18 protein-coding genes are annotated in these 18,878 nt (G+C 70.3%); 12 read left to right on the top strand and 6 right to left on the bottom strand.

Features of this window, described 5'->3' with window-relative positions; all coding sequences use genetic code 11:
* Positions 1 to 37: 37 nt before the first annotated feature.
* Complete coding sequence (locus tag ACFXC1_RS24125) at positions 38 to 1,654, top strand: serine/threonine-protein kinase (RefSeq protein ID WP_381245696.1); 1,617 nt, start codon at positions 38 to 40, stop codon at positions 1,652 to 1,654.
* A 4-nt stretch (positions 1,655 to 1,658) separates the two neighbouring features.
* On the opposite strand, the gene ACFXC1_RS24120 is transcribed toward ACFXC1_RS24125, so the two are convergent.
* Positions 1,659 to 2,465: an SGNH/GDSL hydrolase family protein gene (locus tag ACFXC1_RS24120; RefSeq protein ID WP_381245694.1), complete on the bottom strand. Its 807-nt coding sequence runs from the start codon at positions 2,463 to 2,465 to the stop codon at positions 1,659 to 1,661.
* Between the two features lie 283 nt (positions 2,466 to 2,748).
* Between ACFXC1_RS24120 and ACFXC1_RS24115 the strand changes: the two genes are divergently transcribed.
* From ACFXC1_RS24115 to ACFXC1_RS24090, 6 genes are all read left to right on the top strand, one after another.
* Positions 2,749 to 3,957 carry a S8 family peptidase gene (locus ACFXC1_RS24115; RefSeq protein ID WP_381245692.1) on the top strand — a complete coding sequence of 403 codons (1,209 nt, stop codon included), beginning with the start codon at positions 2,749 to 2,751 and terminating at the stop codon, positions 3,955 to 3,957.
* 274 nt (positions 3,958 to 4,231) lie between these two features.
* The gene (locus ACFXC1_RS24110; protein ID WP_381245690.1) at positions 4,232 to 4,558 is read left to right on the top strand and encodes a hypothetical protein; all 327 of its coding nucleotides are present in this window, start codon (positions 4,232 to 4,234) and stop codon (positions 4,556 to 4,558) included.
* A 367-nt stretch (positions 4,559 to 4,925) separates the two neighbouring features.
* Positions 4,926 to 5,744, top strand: coding sequence for a glycosyltransferase family 2 protein (locus ACFXC1_RS24105; protein WP_381245688.1), 819 nt, complete (start codon positions 4,926 to 4,928; stop codon positions 5,742 to 5,744).
* Positions 5,741 to 6,742, top strand: coding sequence for a glycosyltransferase family 2 protein (locus tag ACFXC1_RS24100; RefSeq protein ID WP_381245686.1), 1,002 nt, complete (start codon positions 5,741 to 5,743; stop codon positions 6,740 to 6,742). The genes ACFXC1_RS24105 and ACFXC1_RS24100 overlap by 4 nt, the downstream gene beginning before the upstream one ends.
* Entirely contained in the window at positions 6,735 to 7,535 is an 801-nt protein-coding gene (locus tag ACFXC1_RS24095; protein WP_381245684.1) for a polysaccharide deacetylase family protein, read from the top strand. The genes ACFXC1_RS24100 and ACFXC1_RS24095 overlap by 8 nt, the downstream gene beginning before the upstream one ends.
* The gene (locus tag ACFXC1_RS24090) at positions 7,528 to 11,376 is read left to right on the top strand and encodes a lipopolysaccharide biosynthesis protein (RefSeq protein WP_381245682.1); all 3,849 of its coding nucleotides are present in this window, start codon (positions 7,528 to 7,530) and stop codon (positions 11,374 to 11,376) included. Before ACFXC1_RS24095 ends, ACFXC1_RS24090 begins: the two co-directional genes overlap by 8 nt.
* Positions 11,377 to 11,400: 24 nt before the next feature.
* Here the strand turns inward: ACFXC1_RS24090 and ACFXC1_RS24085 are convergent, their stop codons facing one another.
* Positions 11,401 to 12,816 carry a GH39 family glycosyl hydrolase gene (locus ACFXC1_RS24085; RefSeq protein ID WP_381245680.1) on the bottom strand — a complete coding sequence of 472 codons (1,416 nt, stop codon included), beginning with the start codon at positions 12,814 to 12,816 and terminating at the stop codon, positions 11,401 to 11,403.
* Between the two features lie 188 nt (positions 12,817 to 13,004).
* On the opposite strand from ACFXC1_RS24085, the gene ACFXC1_RS24080 reads away from it, so the two are divergent.
* Positions 13,005 to 14,099: a DUF5925 domain-containing protein gene (locus ACFXC1_RS24080; RefSeq protein ID WP_381245678.1), complete on the top strand. Its 1,095-nt coding sequence runs from the start codon at positions 13,005 to 13,007 to the stop codon at positions 14,097 to 14,099.
* A gap of 28 nt (positions 14,100 to 14,127) precedes the next feature.
* Here ACFXC1_RS24080 and ACFXC1_RS24075 read toward each other — a convergent pair whose 3' ends face one another.
* Complete coding sequence (locus tag ACFXC1_RS24075; protein WP_381245676.1) at positions 14,128 to 14,496, bottom strand: GntR family transcriptional regulator; 369 nt, start codon at positions 14,494 to 14,496, stop codon at positions 14,128 to 14,130.
* A 71-nt stretch (positions 14,497 to 14,567) separates the two neighbouring features.
* Between ACFXC1_RS24075 and ACFXC1_RS24070 the strand changes: the two genes are divergently transcribed.
* Both ACFXC1_RS24070 and ACFXC1_RS24065 read left to right on the top strand, forming a co-directional pair.
* Entirely contained in the window at positions 14,568 to 15,497 is a 930-nt protein-coding gene (locus tag ACFXC1_RS24070; protein ID WP_381245674.1) for a GNAT family N-acetyltransferase, read from the top strand.
* Positions 15,478 to 15,978, top strand: a complete 501-nt coding sequence (locus ACFXC1_RS24065; RefSeq protein WP_381245672.1) for a ribonuclease FAU-1 family protein — start codon at positions 15,478 to 15,480, stop codon at positions 15,976 to 15,978. Before ACFXC1_RS24070 ends, ACFXC1_RS24065 begins: the two co-directional genes overlap by 20 nt.
* 7 nt (positions 15,979 to 15,985) lie before the next feature.
* On the opposite strand, the gene ACFXC1_RS24060 is transcribed toward ACFXC1_RS24065, so the two are convergent.
* Complete coding sequence (locus ACFXC1_RS24060; protein WP_381245670.1) at positions 15,986 to 16,585, bottom strand: class I SAM-dependent methyltransferase; 600 nt, start codon at positions 16,583 to 16,585, stop codon at positions 15,986 to 15,988.
* 135 nt (positions 16,586 to 16,720) lie between these two features.
* On the opposite strand from ACFXC1_RS24060, the gene ACFXC1_RS24055 reads away from it, so the two are divergent.
* Positions 16,721 to 16,855 carry a hypothetical protein gene (locus ACFXC1_RS24055; protein WP_381245668.1) on the top strand — a complete coding sequence of 45 codons (135 nt, stop codon included), beginning with the start codon at positions 16,721 to 16,723 and terminating at the stop codon, positions 16,853 to 16,855.
* A gap of 6 nt (positions 16,856 to 16,861) precedes the next feature.
* Here ACFXC1_RS24055 and ACFXC1_RS24050 read toward each other — a convergent pair whose 3' ends face one another.
* Complete coding sequence (locus tag ACFXC1_RS24050; RefSeq protein WP_381245666.1) at positions 16,862 to 17,308, bottom strand: GNAT family N-acetyltransferase; 447 nt, start codon at positions 17,306 to 17,308, stop codon at positions 16,862 to 16,864.
* Positions 17,305 to 17,661, bottom strand: coding sequence for a cupin domain-containing protein (locus tag ACFXC1_RS24045; protein WP_381245665.1), 357 nt, complete (start codon positions 17,659 to 17,661; stop codon positions 17,305 to 17,307). The genes ACFXC1_RS24050 and ACFXC1_RS24045 overlap by 4 nt, the downstream gene beginning before the upstream one ends.
* 193 nt (positions 17,662 to 17,854) lie before the next feature.
* Here ACFXC1_RS24045 and ACFXC1_RS24040 point away from each other — a divergent pair, with 193 nt between their 5' ends.
* On the top strand, positions 17,855 to 18,865 hold the full coding sequence (locus tag ACFXC1_RS24040) for a lytic polysaccharide monooxygenase auxiliary activity family 9 protein (protein ID WP_381245663.1): 1,011 nt from the start codon (positions 17,855 to 17,857) through the stop codon (positions 18,863 to 18,865).
* Positions 18,866 to 18,878: the final 13 nt, after the last annotated feature.

Below are 18,878 nucleotides of genomic sequence, written 5' to 3'. Positions count from 1 at the left end.
TGTGGAGGATTGGCCCGGATGCGAATGGGGAGCGCCCATGCCCGAAGAACCGGGCACTGAACGTCTGATCGCGGGCCGCTACCGGCTCCTGTCCCCCCTCGGCGAGGGCGGTATGGGAACGGTGTGGCGGGCCCGCGACGAGGTGTTGCAACGCGAGGTAGCCGTCAAGGAGGTGCGCGCGCCGGCCGGGCTGGCCTCCGGTGACGTGGAGCGGATGTACGCCCGGCTGGAGCGCGAGGCGTGGGCGGCGGCGCGGGTCGCCAACCGCAATGTGGTGACGGTGTACGACGTGGCGATGGAGGACGGCCGCCCCTGGATCGTCATGGAGCTGGTGCGGGGCGTGTCCCTGGCCGATCTCCTGGACGCCGAGGGCCCGTTGACGCCGCAGCGGACCGCGCACATCGGTGCCGAGGTGCTCGCCGCGCTGCGGGCCGCGCACGACGCCGGGGTGCTGCACCGCGATGTGAAGCCGGCCAATGTGCTGATGTCGAACGACGGCCGGGTGGTGCTGACGGACTTCGGTATCGCGATGGTCGAGGGCAGTTCGGCGCTCACCATGACCGGCGAGGTCATCGGTTCGCCCGAATTCCTCGCCCCGGAGCGGGCGTTGGGCCGTACACCCGGGCCCGAGTCCGATCTGTGGGCGCTGGGTGTGCTGTTGTACGCGGCGGTCGAGGGCAGTTCGCCGTTCCGCCAGAACACCCCGCTGAGCACGCTGCGCGCGATCGTCGACGAGGAGTTGCCGACACCGCGGCTGGCCGGGCCGCTCGCCCCGGTGATCGAGGGGCTGCTGCGCAAGGATCCGGCCCAGCGCATCTCCGCCGCGAAGGCGGAGCAGGACCTGCGGCTGGTCGCGGCGGGCGGTGCGCCGCGCGCGGCCACGGCGCCGACGAGGCCGTACACACCGACGATGGCGGGCTCCCCGCAGGACGCCTACGGGCAGCAGGACTCACGGACGCCCCCGCAGGGCTTCGGGCCGCCGCCCACCTCCTACTCGACGCCGACGGCCGCGGACGAACCGCACGGCAACCGGCGGGCGGCCGTCGTGATCGTCGCGGGTGTGATCGCGCTGGCCCTGGCGATCGGTGGACTGACGTACGCGCTGCTGAACCGGGGCAGCGGGGACGACACCAACGCGGGCAAGGGCACCAGCACCCCCAAGAGCCAGCCCTCGGACGGGACTTCGCCCAGCGCGAGCAGCGAGACCACGGCCGCCAGTCAGACACCGAGCCCGAGTGCGAGCAAGTCATCGTCGGCGCCGCAGTCGGTGCAGGTGTCCGTGGCGGGCGCCAACACCGACTATTCCGGGAGCTGTCCGCCGTCGAACACGAACGCGCCGACCTTCACGGCGAGTTTCACGGTGGGGAAGCTGCCCGCGGAGGTGTCCTACCGGTGGGTGCTGAAGAACGGTTCGGTCTCGGACCCCGGCTGGAAGACGCTCTCGTTCCCGTCTGGCGGCGGGAAGACCAAGCAGGACCGGGTGTTCCTGACGACGTACTCGAACAGCGGGACGTTCAGGAACGAGATCAGTGTCGAGGTCCGCACGCCGGTGAGGACGACGTCCAACTCGGTGCCGTTCTCGGTGACCTGCCTGACGGAGACCCCGTCGGGCGGGGCCTCCGCGTCGGACTCGGCGTCACCTTCTGACGGGTGAGCCGTCAGGCAGCGCTGGTGAACACCGGGAGGTAGCCGCCGGACTGGCCGGCCGCCGTCGGGTGGTACGACTCGGTGATGCTCAGCAGGTTGAGGCTGTGCAGCCAGGAACTGCCGGAGCAGATCTCGTGGCCGGTGAACGTGGTGCGTACGTCGCCGAAGGTGAAGCCGTGGTCGGCGGCGCGCTTGGCGAGGGTGGCGTCGAGGTAGTCGGCGGCGCCGTTGATGGCGGTGCGCTTGGTCGCGGAGAGGCCGAGGCAGGTGGTGCCGAGCTTGTAGAAGCGCGGGTAGCCGAGCACGACCACGTGCGCGGCGGGGGCTTTGGCGCTGATCGCCGAGTAGACCTTGTCGAGTTGGGCGGGGAGCGTCGAGTCGACGTACGCCTTCGCGGTGGCGATCCGGGTCAGGCAGGAGCTGTCGGACTGCAGGACGCAGGTCGTCATGACGTCGGTGAAGCCGGCGTCGTTGCCGCCGATGGAGATCGAGACGAGGGACGTGGCCGAGCTGAGCGGGCCGAGTTGACTCGCCAGAACATCACCCGTTCGGGCGCCGGAGCAAGCGGTGAAGTCGAACGTCGAGGGTGAGTGGGCGGCTGCCCAGAGGTAGGGGTAGGCCTTGGTGCTGCGGTCGCAGGAGCCGCTTGAGCTGATGTAGCTGCCCGCGCCGACGCCCGAGGAGTAGGAGTCGCCGAGGGCCACATAGCCGCCGGTGGCGGCGAGTTGGGACGCCTGCGCCGTCATCGCCCCGGTGAGGGCGAGTCCGGCGGCGAGGAGGAGCGAGGTCACGTATGCCGTAAATCGGGAACGTCTCATGGAACCTCCCTTAGCAGGATCTCTGCCACAACTGTCGTACCAACCAGGCGCATTGCCGGGAAGTGTCCATGCCAATAGAGAGTCCACCGGGGTCATTGATTGCGTGTTCATGACAGCTACGTGACAGACCGTCAACTCCCTTGAAGCACACCGGTACATGACCCACGCTTTACTCAGCCTTGGTGCGGAACGCAACGCTCCACGGCTGTGCGCACGACGACGCGCGCACCCCCACATTCGCGCGCCGACCCGGGCGCGCCGCCTGGAGGAGGACTCCCTCGCAATGGCACTCCTGCGCAGCAAGAAGCTCCGGCTCGCCGCGATGACCGGCGCCGCCACCGCCGCTCTCGTCGGCGGGCTCACAGCGCTCCCCGCCCAGGCCGCCCCGGCCACGGGGACGGTCCTGGCCGCCGGCTCCCCCACAGCCGTCGACGGCAGCTACATCGTCACCCTCAAGAAGAGCGCCGGCCTCAAGGCGTCCTCGGCCGCGGGAAAGGGGCTGGTCAAGGAGTACGGCGGCACGGTCACGAAGACGTTCGGCACCGTGCTGAACGGCTACACGGCGAGCCTCTCCGCGACCGAGGCCGCGAGACTCGCCGCCGACCCGGCCGTCGCCGCGGTGGAGCAGAACCAGCGCGTCCACCTGACCGACACCACCCAGTCCAGCGCGCCCTGGGGCCTGGACCGCATCGACCAGGCCGCACTGCCGCTCTCGGGGACGTACACCTACCCGGACAGCGCGGGCAGCGGGGTGACCGTGTACGTCATCGACACCGGCGTCCGGATCACCCACACCCAGATCAGCGGCCGTGCCTCCTACGGCTACGACGCGGTCGACGGCGACACCACCGCCTCCGACGGCAACGGCCACGGCACCCATGTGGCCACGACGATCGCGGGTTCGACGTACGGCGTCGCCAAGAAGGCGAACATCGTGGCGGTCCGGGTGCTCGACAACAGCGGCTCGGGTACGACGGCCGGTGTGATCGCGGGCGTCGACTGGGTGACCTCGAACCACACCACGCCGGCGGTCGCCAACATGTCGCTCGGCGGCGGCGCTTCGACCTCGCTCGACACGGCGGTCGCCAACTCCATCTCCAGCGGGGTGACTTACGCGATCGCGGCGGGCAACAGCAGTGCCAACGCCTCCTCGTACTCCCCGGCCCGGGTCGCCACCGCGATCACGGTCGGCGCCACCACCAGCACGGACGCCAAGGCCAGTTACTCCAACTACGGCTCGGTGCTGGACATCTTCGCGCCGGGCTCGTCGATCCTGGCGGGCTACAACACGAGTGACACCGCCACCGCCACCCTGTCGGGCACCTCGATGGCGACCCCGCACGTGGCGGGCGCGGCGGCCGTCTACCTCTCGGGCCACACCTCGTCCACCCCGGCCCAGGTCGCCACGGCCCTGGTGAACGGCGCCACGTCGAATGTCGTGACCAGTGCGGGTACCGGTTCGCCGAACAAGCTGCTGAAAATCGTCCCGTAACGCCCGGTCGACCCCACCCGATCAATTGTTCCCCGGAGGCAACAGCCACCTCCGGGGAACATTCATTCGGAGAGCCACGAGAACCGGTGCAAGCGCCTTCCGCACCTTGACGTGCCCGGTCGGGCTGCGCCACATTGAAACCCGGCATCCGGCGCGCTGGGGGGCAAAGTCGCCAATGCAGACCTTAGGTATCAAGAGAACATCCACCGCCGACATCGAGCGGGCGCGATCAGGACCGGGGAGGGACCTGTCGGCGCTTTTCGCGGGTGCGGCCGTGGCCATCGGGACGGTCGGCGCGGTGCTCGCGCTCACCGGCTCCGGATCGCCTCTGCGCGGACCGTTCGCACTGTTCTTCCTTTTCTCCGCACCGGCCTCGGCAATTGCCGCGGCGTTGCACGGACTTGATCCCTACGGCCGTGTTCTCGCGTCGGTCGCGGGCGCGGTGGTCGTCGACATGCTGGTCGCCCAGGGAATGCTGGCCGTGCACCGGTGGTCGGTCGACGGGGGAATCATCGCCGTGACGGTGATCAGTGGCCTGACAGCGCTATCGGTATTCGTGCGGCATATGCGACGCCGTACAACGGCTGACAAAGGAGTGTAACGGTCAAACCAACAAAAACGTGAGGCCTCGTTCCAGGCCTTGCCATACGGGTTCAATCATCAATACCGTCGTAATCTCACCCGCACTGGTCCATCATCGAGCGGCTCTAGGGGAGGGCTCAAGGACCGCGATGAACCGGCGCGGGGCGCGGTAGGGGGGTGCCGTGCTCGGTGACCGTACCGGTGACCGAGTCGTGCCGCGCGGCCGGCTTTCACGCCTTTCGGGGGTCGACCAGCTTTGCCAGCTCACCACGCGCGCACGGAGATCCATTTGTCCGTGGCGCCTGTGAGAACCCCCCTTTCGAACCGGAGCACAGAGCCGGGCCGCCCAGGGGCGGGCGGTCCGCCGGACGAGAGGGACCAGACTCGTGAGTTCTGTTCTGCGCCCAGCCACATCGGGCCAAGATCCATTAATGTCGGCCGAATACCGGCCGATCTCTTCTCACCTGGCGATCACACCGCCGGTGAGCATCGTGATTCCCGCCATGAATGAGGCGGAGAATCTTCCCTACGTCTTCAAGACCATTCCGGCGTGGATACACGAAGTGGTTCTTGTGGACGGCAATTCCACCGACAACACCGTGGAAGTGGCCCGCGAGCTGTGGCCCGGGGTGAAGGTCGTCGAACAGCAGGGAAAGGGCAAGGGGGATGCCCTGATCACCGGGTTCGAGGCGTGCAGCGGCGACATCATCGTGATGGTCGACGCGGACGGCTCGGCCGACGGGAACGAGATCGTCAGCTATGTCTCCGCCCTCGTCTCGGGCGCGGACTTCGCAAAGGGCTCCCGCTTCGCCAACGGCGGCGGCACGGACGACATGACGTTCATCCGCAAACTCGGCAACTGGGCGCTGTGCACGATCGTCAACCGCAAGTTCGGCGCCCGCTACACCGATCTCTGCTACGGATACAACGCGTTCTGGCGGCACTGCCTCGACAAGATCGACCTCGACTGCACCGGCTTCGAGATCGAGACCCTGATCAACATCCGGGTGGTCAAGGCCGGCCTCAAAGTGCAGGAGATCCCCAGCCACGAGTACCTCCGCATCCACGGCACGAGCAATCTGCGCGCCGTGCGGGACGGGATCCGGGTGCTCAAGGTGATCCTCAAGGAGCGCTCCAACCGGCGTGCGCTGCGCAGCCGTTCGCACGCGAGGGTGATCGACCCGGTCCGGGGAGAGGTGTCTTGAGCGGTCCCGACATCTCCGTCGTGATCTGCGTCTACACCGAGGACCGCTGGGAGGACATCCTCGCGGCGGTCTCCTCGGTGCGGGCGCAGTCGCGGCCCGCGCTGGAGACGTTGCTGGTCGTCGACCACAACCCCGCTCTCCTGGACCGACTCACCAGGGAGTACAAGGACTTGAAGGAGAGCGGCGAGGTCCGCGTGCTGGCGAACGCGGGCCCGCGCGGCCTGTCCGCCGGCCGCAACACCGGCATCGCCGTCTCGCGCGGCGAGGTCATCGCCTTCCTCGACGACGACGCCGTGGCCGAGCGGGAGTGGCTGCGGCACTTCGCCGAGGCGTACGCCGACCCCAGGGTCATGGCCGTCGGCGGCAGGACGATGCCGATCTGGGCGTCGGGCCGCCGGCCGGCCTGGTTCCCCGAGGAGTTCGACTGGGTGGTGGGCTGCACGTACAAGGGCCTCCCGCCGGGCCGGGTCCGGGTGCGCAACGTCCTCGGCGGCAACGCCTCGTTCCGGCGTACGGCGTTCGACGCGGCCGGGGGTTTCGCGACCGGCATCGGGCGGGACGGCGACAAGCGTCCGCTGGGCTGCGAGGAGACGGAGTTGTGCATCCGGCTCACGCGGGCCAGACCGGACGCGGTGCTGCTGATCGACGACCGGGCGGTGATCCACCACCGGGTGCCCGAGGGGCGCGAGCACTTCGGGTACTTCCGTACCCGCACCTACGCCGAGGGCCTGTCCAAGGCACTGGTGGCCCGAAGTGTCGGCGCCGACAAGGGACTTGAGTCGGAGCGCCGCTACACGACCAGGGTTCTGCCGGCCGGGGTGGCACGCGGGCTGCGGGACTTCGTAATCGCCCGGCCGGGCGGCGCGGGCCGGGCGGGCGCGATCGTCGCCGGGGTGTTCACGGCGGCGGGCGGGTATCTCGTCGGGAGCGTGCGGGCGCGACGGGGCGGGGCCACGTTCGAGGTGGCCGGGATCGATCGGGGGGACACACATGAGTGACACACCGGTGCCGATCCTCATGTACCACTCCGTCGCCGCCGCCCCGAACGACGCCACCCGCGCCCTGTCCGTCGCACCGGAGGCGTTCGCCGAGCAGATGGCCCTGCTCGGCGATCTGCGCTTCACCCCGATCAACACCGCCGATCTGGCGGCCAGTTGGCGTTCGGGCAAACCGCTGCCCGAGCGCCCGGTCCTGATCACCTTCGACGACGGCTACGAGGGCGTGCACCGGCACGCGCTGCCCGCACTCGCCCAACACGGCTTCGCGTCCACCCTGTTCGTCTCCACCGGCTGGATCCGGGGCGCGTACGACACCGGGGGCGGCCTCGACACCATGCTCGACTGGGACCAGGTGCGCGAACTCGCGGACGCCGAGGTCGAGATCGGCGGCCACAGCCACACCCACCCGCAGCTCGACCAGCTCGACGACGAGACCCTGCGCGCGGAACTGGTCCGCTGCAGGGAGATCGTCGCCGACGAACTCGGCGCGGTACCCGTCTCGTTCGCCTATCCGTACGGCTACTCCAGCCGCCGGGTGCGCGTCGCGGTGCGGGAGACCGGGTTCGCGCAGGCGCTCGCCGTCGGCAACGACCTCGCCCGCCGCCGACAGGGGCCGTACGCGCTGCGGCGGGTGACCGTGCGCCGCAGTACGGGTGTCGAGGAGTTCGAGCGGCTCGTCCAGAGCCGTGCGATCGCCCGCAACTTCGCCAGGGACCGTGCCCTCACCCAGGGCTACGCCATGGTCCGCAGAGCCCGACAGGTCCGCCGGAAGGCCAGCCGTTCCCGTGTCTGACACGACGACCACCACCCAGGATGCAGTGCCCGAGACCCGAGCGCCCCAGCAGTCGGGGCGCCGCCTTCGCCTGCCGGGGAGGCGCAAGTCCCCCGGCGGCAGCCCACTGTTCCGCAACGCCTACGCCCTGATGCTCAACACCGGGATCTCCGCGGTGCTCGGCCTCGGCTACTGGCTGATCGCGGCCCACTACTACTCGGCCTCCGCCGTCGGACAGGGTTCGGCGGCGATCGCCGCGATGAAGCTGCTCGCCGGACTCACCGCGGTGACCCTGACGGGCGCCCTGGCCCGGTTCATCCCGGTCGCCGGACGCGCCACCGGACGCCTCATCTTCCGTACGTACGCGGGCAGTTCGCTCGTCGTCGCGCTCGGCGCCGGAATCTTCCTGCTGACCCTGAGCGACTGGGGACCCTCGTACCGCTTCCTGCACGGGCCGCTCCCCGCGCTCGGCTTCGTCGTCGCCGTCGTCGCCTGGAACCTGCTCACGCTCCAGGACGGGGTGCTGACCGGGCTGCGCAGCGCGCCCTGGGTGCCGGTGGGCAACACCGTGTTCTCGGCGGTGAAGCTGGGGCTGCTGGTCGGGCTCGCGTCGGTCTTCACCATGAGCGGTGTCTTCGTGTCGTGGGTCGCCGCGATCGCGTTCTCCGTGCTGCCGCTCGGCTGGCTGGTGTTCCGGCGGCTGGTGCCCCGGCACATCAAGGCGACCGAGGAACACGCTGAGCCGCCGACGCTGCGGGAGATCGGGCGGTTCCTCGCCGGGGACTACACCGGCTCGCTGTTCTCGCTCGCCGTGGTCTACCTGGTGCCGGTGATCATCGCCTCGCAGGTCAGCTCCGAGGACAACGCGTACTTCTACATCACCACGACGATAGGCGGCACGGTCAACCTGCTCGCCATCAACATGGGCGCCTCGCTGACCGTAGAGGGCTCCCACGACCCGGCGCGCATCGCCGCCAACACCCGGGCCGCGCTCAAGCGCATGGCCCGCATCATGCTGCCGATCTGCGGGCTGCTGTTCATCGGGGCCCCGTACATCCTGGGCGTGTTCGGCGCGGGCTACGCCGACGCGGCGACCCCGCTGCTGCGCTGGTTCGCGGTGGGCGCGCTGTTGCGGGTCGTCATGGAGACGTACTTCGCGGTGCTGCGCGCCCAGAGCCGTACCGGTGGACTCGCCTGGCTGCAGGGCCTGTTGTGCGTCCTGGTGCTCGGTCTGACGCTGCTGCTGCTCCCCCGCATGGGCCTGACCGGCGCGGGCGTCGCCGAGATCTCCAGCCTCGCGGTGATCGTGACGATCGCCGCGCCCAGACTCTTCAGGACGCTCAAGTCCGCGCCGCCCGCCGAGTTGCCCGAGGACGCGGCGCCGGACGGCGACCTCGCCGACCTGGGGGCCCGCGAGGTCCCGGCCGCCACGCGCCGTCGCGGCCCGGCCTGGGCGCTCGACTCCGACACCCTCGCACTCGGCATCCACGTGGACTTCGACCACCTCGAACGCCGGCCCGACGTACGCCCGGGTCCCGGCACCCCGCCCGCCGGCACGCCCATCGTGTCCGGCGAGCAGCGGCCGACCTGGGCGCTCGGCATCAAGCGGTCCGAGGTCGTGGGCCTGCCGGTGGAAGAGCGCGAACCCGGCTCGGAGTCCTCGGTGAGCCCGCTCGCGGAGCCGGAGGTGGACGCGCCGTTCGAGCCTGCCAACGGCTCCGACCGGGTGGTCGTATCGGAGGCGGCGCTCGTGGCGGCGGAAGCACGGGAGGCGGAGTCCCGGGGAGCGGAGTCCCCGGAAGCCGAAGTACCGCCGCCCGCAAGGCCGTTGTCGCTGCGCGAACGCCTGGTGCCCACCCGGCCCGGTGTCGTCATCGGCTGTCTGCTGGTCGCCGCGCTGCTCCTGTACTGGGTGCCCGCGCTACGGCTCGGCGAGTCCGACCTCGACCGTATGGGCGGGCTGGGCCTGATCTCGGTGCTGCCGCTGCCCACGCTGGTCGGGGCCGCGCTGCTGATCACGGTGTTCGCCTCGCTGCTGTGGCTGGGCCGCGAACACAAGGCGCTGCTGCTGATCACACTGCTCGCGACGGTGGTCTCGCTGCACGCGTTGCCCGCGGTGATCGAGACCGAGCCGCGCTTCCCGACGGCCTGGCAGCACCTCGGGTTCATCGACTACATCGACCGCACCGGTTCTGCCGTGCCCGACCTGGACGCGCGCTGGAGCTGGCCGGGCTTCTTCGCGGTGGCCGCGTTCATCGGCAGGGCCTGCGGGATCACCGACTGGACCGAGGTCATCCGCTGGTGGCCCACCGCCATCCAACTCGCCTATCTGGCACCGCTGTTCCTCCTGGTCCGCTCAATGCGGGCCAGCTGGCGGGCGAAGTGGACCGGCGTCTGGATCTTCGTGCTCAGCGGCTGGGTCGGCCAGGACTACTTCTCCCCGCAGGGCTTCACCTTCCTGCTCTATCTGGCCTTCGTGGCGATCCTCCTGGTCTGGTTCCGGGCACCGGGGGTCCTGTGGACGAGGATGCGGCCCGGCGAGGCGGAGGTCGAACCGACCGACCGGCGCCAACAGGCCGTCCTGCTCCTGGTGTTGATCGGTCTGTTCGCGGCGAGCGTCCCGGCCCACCAGCTCACCCCGTTCGTGATGCTGGGCGTCCTCACGGTCCTCGTCCTGATCGGCCGCTCCGAACTGCGCGGCCTGCCCATCCTGTTCGCGGTGCTGGTCGCCGTATGGATCGGCTTCATGGCCGAGCCGTACTGGTCCGGGCACTTCAACGACCTCTTCGGCGGGGTCGGCGGCGTCGGCAGCAATGTCTCGACCTCCGTCTCCGGCCGTATCCAGGGCGGCAGTTCGACCCACAAGCTGGTCCTCTACACCCGCGTCCTGCTGGCCGGCGGCGTCATGGCCTTCGCCTGCTGGGGCTGGTGGCGCCGCCGTGACCACAAGTACCGCGAACGCTCCCTCCTCGTCCTCACCTTCGTCCCGTTCCTCGGCTTCGGCATGCAGTCCTACGGCGGCGAAATGGCGCTGCGGGTCTTCATGTTCGCGGTGCCGGGCGCGGCCCTGCTCGCGGGCCTGGCCCTCTTCCCGCGCACCGGCGTCACCGCCAAGGAGCGCGAGAAGGACCGCGTGAGCCTCGCCCCGCTGGCCGCGCTGGTCGCGGGCCTGGTGCTCATGGGCGGCTTCCTGGTGGCCCGTTGGGGCAACGAGGGCTTCGAGCGGGTGCGGCCCGGCGAGGTCGCCGCCATGAACTACGTGTACGCCCACGACAAACCGACCGTACGGCTGCTGTGGCTGAGCAACGACACGGTCAACGACGTGACACCGGCGATGCCGTGGGGCGCGAAGGACATGGAGCGCGTCAACTACGTGCCCACGCTTGCCCCTTCGGACCCGGTGCTGGTGTCCGGCCTGGTCAAGGCGCTCAAGGACGCGGGCCCGAACTCGTATCTGATGCTCAACAAGAGCCAGGTCGTCTCGCTCCAGCTGGACGCGGGCTACTCGGCGACCTGGGAGACCCGGCTGATCCAGAACCTGGACAACCGGCAGGAGTTGAGGAAGGTCCTCGTCAACGACGACGTGACCATGTACGCGCTGCGCAAGCAGCCGGCCGGTGCGGTCCCCAAGCCCGATCCCGGGCCGATCGGACCGCAGATCACCTGGACCCCGTGGTCGGTGGTGGGCGCGCTCGCCGCCCTCGCGCTGATCCTGATGCTGACGGCCCGCGAGGTCGTCCGGGTCGCGGTGCGGCCGAGCGTGCGTCAACTGCGCTGGCTGCAGAGCAGTTTCTGGTTCTCGCTGCCCCTGCTGGCGGTGCTGCTGGCTTCGCTGGTGCAGCGGTTCCTGACGATGAAGTAGCGGTGTCCTACGGGGTCAAGTGGCTTATCGTGTAAGCCACTTGACCCCGTAGGCCGCCAGGTCGAAGGCCTGGCCGTCGACCTTCGCGCTGATCTGCCGGTCCAGGGTGTTCACGACCAGGACCGTCTTGTCGGTGGCGAGGACCTTCACGTTGGGCACGTCGTCCGCCGCGATCGACACGGTCTCGAACTTCGTACCGGGCCCGAAGGCCGCGTCGAAGCGGGAGACCAGGTCGTACATGGGCAGTTGCTGCCCGCCGTCGGAACTGTCGGTCGGGGTCCAGAGACAGCCCGCGCAGTTCGCGCCCTTCTCGGTCTCCGGGTTCCAGTAGAAACCGGAGGTGGCGCCGCCCTTGGCCATGGCGATCATGCCGGCGGCCTGGACGGCGACGCGACGGGTCTCGGACCAGCCCTTGCGGTCGTCGTTGCCGTCGGCGGGCTCGACGTAGTACTCGGCCCACCACAGCGGCAGGTCGCTCGTCTGCTGCCGTACCCACTCGCTCACCGCGGTGAGTTTGTCGGTGGCCCCGAACTCGTTCGGCAGCAGCTCGTCGTCGTTGGTGTAGCTGGAGCCGTCCACGACCACGAAGTCGGCGCCGGCCTTGTTCTTGTTCCAGTAGTCGAAGGCGTCGATGATCCGCTGGTCCATCGCGCCCCAACTGCCCTTGAAGGTGCTGGAGGCGTCCGGGTCGCGCGGGTCGACGCTGTCCATCACCAGATAGGGACCGCCGACCATGATCTTCGGGTTGACCTTCTTCAGCGCCTTGTAGACCAGGTTGTAGAGCTGGGTGTAACCCTCGTAGTCCCAGCGCTGTTTGGCGTTGTTCCAGAAGCCCTTGAACTCGTTCCACACGATGAAGTGGGTGACGTCCGGGTACCGCTTGGCGACGGTCGCGGCGAGCGCGGCGAAGTCCGCGTAGTGGTCCGGCTGCGGAGCCGTCTCCAGCGCGGACTGGCTCCAGTCGGTGTTGTCGACGCCCGACTTGCCGCCCTTCATCCAGTCCGGCGAGCAGCACAGCGTGATCACCGGGGTGCCGCCCGACTTGCGGACGAAGTCGATACGGCGGTCGAGGGCGCCGAAGTCGTAACGCCCCTTCACCGGCTCGGGGTTGTCGGCGCCCCAGCCCATGATGGCCTGGTCCTGCGGGAGTCGGGACTTCGCGAGCAGCCCCTCGACGCGTTCGGTCGCGGTGTCGCTGCCCTCGTCGGCGCTGTACTGGGTGTGGGTGAAGCCCCAGCCGACCTCCGGCCGGTCCTCGTCGGGCGGGCTGGCCGGGGTGCCGTGCACCTTGTCGCCGTCGCGCGAGGTGCCCGCGGTGCTTCCGCCGCCGGGAAGCGTGTTGATCAGGGTCACGATCAGAGCCAGTGCGGCCACACCCACGCCGAGCAGCGCGGTGAGCCGCCACCGTCGTGCCCCCGAATTCCACCCATGACGTCCCATCAAGGGCAACAGTAACGTCGGTGCCCCATGGTGGGGCAGGGCTCCACATGCACAGGCTTGTAACAGGACCGAGGGGATACACGGCCGACACGGAGCGGACACATCGGATGGACCGGGCGCAGGCGACACTCGGGGGCGCACTGCGGAAAGCGGGTGCACACGGCGTCCGTGTGCCGGATCATGGCCCCATGTCCGCCAACCCGCACGACGCACTGCCGATCCGGCTCAACGTCGACGACTCCGACTCCCCGTCCGACGTCGTCGACGCGCTGTTCCTCGGCCGCTTCGCGACGGGCGAGCAGCCGTACTCGCACGCCGCGAACATCGATCGCGTACGGTCCGGGGCGACCCTGCTCCCGCCGGGCGCCCGCGTGCTGCGCGCCGCCCGCGACGACGACCGCAGCGCGACGCTCGCGGAGGGCGACGGCTGGACGCTGCTGATCTCCCGCTGGAACCGGGGCGCCGACGTCACGGTCACGGCGACGACCGAGGAACTCGCCGAGAAGGTCCTCGAACAGGCCACGGACGGCGCGGCGGACGAGCCCGAACCCCAGCCGGAGAACGTGACGATGGGGTTCTGGTACGTCTCCCCCCGGCGCGGCCCGCACCGCACGACCCGGCAGATCTCGGCGGGCACGTGGGACGAGGTGCGCCCCAACTACACGGGTCCGGTGGCCAATGCGATGGACACCCTGATGAAGACGACCCCGGAGGACATCGCGGGCCGCCTGCTGTTGCTGCACGGCCCGCCGGGCACCGGCAAGACCTCGGCGCTGCGGACGCTGGCGCGTTCCTGGCGGGACTGGTGCCAGGTGGACTGCGTCCTGGACCCCGAGCGCCTCTTCTCCGACGTCGGCTATCTGATGGACATCGCGATCGGCGAGGACGACACGACGGGCAAGGGCCGCTGGCGACTCCTCCTGCTTGAGGACTGCGACGAGTTGATCCGCGGCGAGGCGAAGCACACGGCCGGCCAGGCGCTCTCCCGCCTCCTGAACCTCACGGACGGCCTCCTCGGCCAGGGCCGCAACGTCCTGGTCGGCGTCACCACCAACGAGGACCTGGAGCGCCTCCACCCCGCCGTCGTCCGCCCCGGCCGCTGCCTCGCCCGCATCGAGGTCGGCGCACTCACCCGTCGCGAGGCGATCGCCTGGCTCGGCACGGAGAAGGGCATCGGCCGCGAGGGCGCGACACTGGCGGAGCTGTACGCACTACGCCGGGGCACGCAGCCGACATCGGTACCGGACCAACGGGAGGGGGCGGACGCGGGGTTGTACCTGTAGCGACTCCGAGCGGACAACTCCGGTTGTCCTAGGCCTCATAGGCCGCCCGCAGGGCATCCCCTACGGCGGCCAGCGCGTCGGACTCCGTGAGGCCGAGCCGCCGTACCCGCTCGGCGTACGCCTGCGCAGCCAACGCCGCCTCCCGCTCCGCCGCCGAGCCCGCGGCAGCGATCAGCGTTCCGTTACGGCCCCGCGTCTCGATCACGCCGTCCGTCTCCAGCGCCCGGTACGCCTTGGCGACGGTGTTCGCGGCGAGGCCGAGCGACTCGGCCAGTCCCCGTACCGTGGGCAGCCGGTGGCCGACCGGCAGCGCTCCGGACCGGGCCTGCTCCGAGATCTGGGCGCGGATCTGCTCGTAGGGCGCGGCACTGTCATCGATGTGGATCTTCAAGGTCACGGCCCGATTGTCCCGCACCGGCCGGAAAATGAGAGGCACTAGGGCACGGCTCCGCCGTAGCGTGCGGCGACATGACAGTGAGCGTGCGCGACCTGCGCCCCGACGTCCGAGCAGACCTGGAGGGCTACGTCCGGGTCCTCGCCCGTGCCTTCCCCTTCATGCTGGCCACCCCGGAGTCCATCGCCCACGACCTCGCCCATGCCCACCCGGACGCGCACTCGCGCAAGCTGCTCGCGGAGGAGAACGGCGAGATCATCGGCATGGCCCAGATCGACATCGCCTACGACAGCCCGGAACCCGGCCAGGGCATGCTCAACGTGTTCGTGGACCCGGGGCGGACCCGCCTCGGCGCGGGCTCGCTGCTGGTCCGCGCGGCCGAGGAGCACCTCGTCGCCCACGGCGCGACCAGGCTCTACTCCTGGGTCCTGGACGAGCCGGGCAACCGGGCCTTCGCCGAGCGCTCCGGCTACACCGCGAGCCGCCCCGCACATCTCCTCCGACTGGACCTGGCGCAGGGCACGCTGCCCCCGCTCCAGGCCCCACCGTCCGGGGTCGAGGTCCGCCCGGGCTCGGACTTCTCCGCGGACCCGCGCCCCCTGTTCGAGCTGGACACGGAGGTGACGCTGGACGAACCCGGCGACATCGACGCCGAGCTCACGGACTTCGAGACCTGGCTGGACGAGACCTGGCGACACCCCCTGTTCAGTGCCGAGCTGACCTCCGTCGCCCTCGTCGACGGACGCCCGGCCGCCTTCAGCGCCGCCCGCACGGACGGCGCCGCCCGCTACGGCACGGCGATGACCGGCACCGCCCGTGCCCACCGCGGCCGGGGCCTCGCCAAGCTCGCCAAGAACGACTCCCTGCACCGCGCCCGCGCCGCCGGCTGCACGGAGGCGTTCACGGGCAACGACGCCGACAACGGGCCGATGCTCGCGATCAACAAATGGTTCGGCTACGAAATCTGCGCCACGGAGGTGCGCCATGTCCGTGAACTCACCTGATCCCGCAAGCCAGTTGGACGTCGTCCTCGTCAAGGCGGGCCGGACGAAGATCCGTTACCCGGCCGAGCTGCTCTTCGACGACGGCGTCCGTCTCGCCGTCCGTGCCCCGTGGGCCGGTGACGGTGTCCGCGACTTCGGCTTCGTGCGCTTCGAGCCCGGCGATGTGTTCACCGAGTACTACTGGCGGGACCGCTGGTTCGCGGTGAAGGAAGTCCGGGACGGCACCGGGGAGTTGAAGGGCTGGTACTGCGACATCACCCGCCCCGCGACCCGCTCCGGCGCCGAACTCGTCGTAGAGGACCTCGATCTGGACCTGTGGGTGTCCGCCGACGGCACGGACGTACTTCGCCTGGACGAGGACGAGTTCGAGGAGAGCGGGCTGGCCGCCTCGGACCCCGTGGCCGCGGCGGCGGCCACGGCGGCCCTCGACGAGCTGGAGGGGCTGGCCCGTGCGGGCGGGTTCGACGCGCTGCTGCGGTGAGGTCCGATCACTCCATGGCGACCACCGCGTACCGCTCGTCGGCCACGGTCTTCCCCCACAGCAGCGGGTCGTCCGACAGCCGCTCCACGCGCACGTGCCCGGCGACGGGTGCCAGGAGCTCGGTGAGCCGGTCGGCGGATATGCCGGCCGGGCTCACCGTCCCCCAGCGGCCCTCGATCAGCACCAGCCGCCCGCCGGGGCGCAGCAGGCCGCTCCAGTGCCGCAGGACCCGGGCGGGGTCGGGCAGCGCCCACAGCACATGCCGGACGAGGACGACGTCGTAGCGCTGCTCACCCACCGGCGGAGCCGTCGCGTCACCCACCAGGAACACCGCGTCACGGCCGGCCAGCTTCGCGCGGGCCAGGTCCACCATCGCCGGGGAGAGGTCGACGCCGGTGACGTGATGTCCCTGCTCGGCTGCGAGCAGCGACAGGGTGCCGGTGCCGCAGCCGAGGTCGAGGACATCGGCCGCGGCGGCGGGCAGCCAGCCGCGCAGCCGGTCCGCCCAGGCCCGCCGGATCTCCGGGTCGCGCAGGCCGTGATCAGGCTCTTCGTCGAAGGTCGAGGCCTCCGCGTCCCAGTCCACGTTCGCTTCGAGTTCACTCATGGGCCCAGCGTGACACCCGCCACTGACAGTCCCATCGTGACAGCCACCACAGACAGACCCGCACCGATGAGTCACTCTCCCGGGAACGGTCCACCTCGTGAGAACACGAACCCGGGTGGACACAAGGAGGCAGCCATGCGCCGCGTAACCGTGCAGAAGCCCCTGAAGAAGTCGGACGCCCGTCGGGTGCGGGACAAGACCGACGAGCGCCCTGTCGAGCGCCCCGAGGTCCGAAAGGACATCGCCCGCACGTGGTGGCCGGACGGCTGAGTCAGGTCAGTCCAGCGGCTTGCGGTAGTGGATGCGGTCGTAGGGCCCGTCCGTGCGCCGCTCGACGACCTCGTAGCCGAACTTCGGGTAGATCTTCTGGTTCTCCCACATCAGCGCGTTCGTGTAGAGCCTGACCTCGGGCAGGCCCAGGGCACGCGCGCGTGCGTCCACGAACTCCAACAGCAGCCGTCCCACCCCTGTGCCGTGCGCGTCGGGGTGGACGGCGATGCTGTCGAGGAACAGGTGATCGGCGCGCTCCTCGATCACCACGAGCCCGATCACGGGGTCCCCCGTCACGAACACCCGCCCGGCAGCCACATTCGCCATGTGGTCCGCCTCCATGGGCTGCGGCACCACACCGATGCGCGCGATGTAGTGGTGGTACGCCAGGTCGGTCACGGCCTGCACGGCCGGTACATCGGCGGGGACGGCCGCGCGAACGCCGTCGGTCATGGGCGGGGTCCGGCGCTGTGCGTACTGATCACAAGCATCCGCACACCCTCCGCGCTCCTCCACGGCCCGTGCTCCATGTCCGGATGCCGGTACGCGTACATGCCCGCGGTGAAGGTCTCGCCGAGGCGCAGGTCGGTGAGGTCGCCCTCGAGGATGTACACCTCCTCGAAGTAGTCGTGCCGGACGGCACCCTGGGCGCCGGTGTCGGTCCCCGGCTCGTACCGCTGGAGCACCGTGGAGTCCCCGGAGACCGGATCCACGGCCAGCTCCTGCTCCCACACTCCGGCGGCCGCCCCGGCCGGCCGCCGCCAGGGTGCCTCGGGGCGATGGAACTCGGACTGCGGTCTGCTCATCTGCGACACCTCTCCACCCTCACGACACCCACCCCTCCCTGAGCCCTCGATTAGCCCTGCCTTAACACGACCATAAGGATCTCCCTCCCCCGTCTCCAGCAGGCGATTCCGCGGTTTCCAGGGGCTAGCTTCTGATCACCCCACGGGATCCGTCCCCCGCGCCGCGAACCGTCCGAGGAGTTGGAGTTCCGCCATGCTCGCACGCCGCAAGGCCGCCGCTGCCGCCGTCCTCGGCATGGCTCCCCTCGTACTTACCGCGCTCGCCGCGGCTCCCGCGGCGGCCCACGGTTCGATGGGGGATCCGGTCAGCCGGGTCGCGCAGTGCTACGCGGAGGGCCCGGAGAACCCGAAGTCGGCCGCGTGCAGGGCTGCGGTCGCGGCAGGCGGCACACAGGCGCTCTACGACTGGAACGGCATCCGCATCGGCGACGCCGACGGGCAGCACCGGACGCTGATCCCGGACGGCAAGCTGTGCAGCGCGAACAACGACGAGTTCAAGGGCCTCGACCTGGCCCGCGCGGACTGGCCGGCGACCAGCGTGAGCAGCGGCTCGTACACCTTCAAGTACCGCGTGACGGCACCGCACAAGGGCACCTTCAAGGTGTACCTCACCAAGTCCGGCTACGACCCTTCGCGGCCGCTCGCCTGGGCCGACCTGGACCTGGAGCATCCGGTCGCGACGGCCACCGACCCGGTCGCCTCGGGCGGTTTCTACACCTTCTCCGGCACCCTCCCCCAGCGCTCCGGCAGGCAGCTCCTGTACGCGATCTGGCAGCGCTCGGACAGCCCGGAGGCGTTCTACTCCTGCTCGGACGTCAGCTTCGGCGGGAGCGGTGCGGGCGCCAACGGCGGTGGGGCATCGAGCAGTTCGACGCCTGCCCCGGCCGCCCCGACCACTCCCGCGCCGTCCGCCTCCGCCCCCTCCGACGGGCAGATCGCGGCCGGGGCCGACAAGTCGACCGTAGAACACCACGGTCACGGGGACGCGGACGCGAGCACCTCGGCGGAGCCGGCCGCCGCCACGACACAGGTCAACGCGCCCCAGCCCGCGGGCAGTTCACAGAAGCTCGCGGCGACCGGCAGCAACGACAGCTCGCCGTATCTCGTCATCGGCGGCGCGGCCTCCCTGGCGCTCGGCGCCGCGGCCCTGTTCGCCTCGGTCCGCCGCCGGGCGACCAACGGCGGTGGACGGCACGGCCGTTAGTACGGCCGTCCAG

Source organism: Streptomyces hokutonensis (assembly GCF_042751305.1).
Taxonomy (GTDB): domain Bacteria; phylum Actinomycetota; class Actinomycetes; order Streptomycetales; family Streptomycetaceae; genus Streptomyces; species Streptomyces hokutonensis_A.
This window is presented reverse-complemented; position numbering and strand designations above follow the sequence as displayed.

Coding starts and splice junctions, on each gene's coding strand:
- ACFXC1_RS24125 (WP_381245696.1), top strand. CDS start 38: ATGCCCGAAGAACCGGGCACTGAACGTCTGATCGCGGGCCGCTACCGG.
- ACFXC1_RS24120 (WP_381245694.1), bottom strand. CDS start 2,465: ATGAGACGTTCCCGATTTACGGCATACGTGACCTCGCTCCTCCTCGCC.
- ACFXC1_RS24115 (WP_381245692.1), top strand. CDS start 2,749: ATGGCACTCCTGCGCAGCAAGAAGCTCCGGCTCGCCGCGATGACCGGC.
- ACFXC1_RS24095 (WP_381245684.1), top strand. CDS start 6,735: ATGAGTGACACACCGGTGCCGATCCTCATGTACCACTCCGTCGCCGCC.
- ACFXC1_RS24085 (WP_381245680.1), bottom strand. CDS start 12,816: ATGGGACGTCATGGGTGGAATTCGGGGGCACGACGGTGGCGGCTCACC.
- ACFXC1_RS24080 (WP_381245678.1), top strand. CDS start 13,005: ATGTCCGCCAACCCGCACGACGCACTGCCGATCCGGCTCAACGTCGAC.
- ACFXC1_RS24070 (WP_381245674.1), top strand. CDS start 14,568: ATGACAGTGAGCGTGCGCGACCTGCGCCCCGACGTCCGAGCAGACCTG.
- ACFXC1_RS24065 (WP_381245672.1), top strand. CDS start 15,478: ATGTCCGTGAACTCACCTGATCCCGCAAGCCAGTTGGACGTCGTCCTC.
- ACFXC1_RS24060 (WP_381245670.1), bottom strand. CDS start 16,585: ATGAGTGAACTCGAAGCGAACGTGGACTGGGACGCGGAGGCCTCGACC.
- ACFXC1_RS24055 (WP_381245668.1), top strand. CDS start 16,721: ATGCGCCGCGTAACCGTGCAGAAGCCCCTGAAGAAGTCGGACGCCCGT.
- ACFXC1_RS24050 (WP_381245666.1), bottom strand. CDS start 17,308: ATGACCGACGGCGTTCGCGCGGCCGTCCCCGCCGATGTACCGGCCGTG.
- ACFXC1_RS24045 (WP_381245665.1), bottom strand. CDS start 17,661: ATGAGCAGACCGCAGTCCGAGTTCCATCGCCCCGAGGCACCCTGGCGG.
- ACFXC1_RS24040 (WP_381245663.1), top strand. CDS start 17,855: ATGCTCGCACGCCGCAAGGCCGCCGCTGCCGCCGTCCTCGGCATGGCT.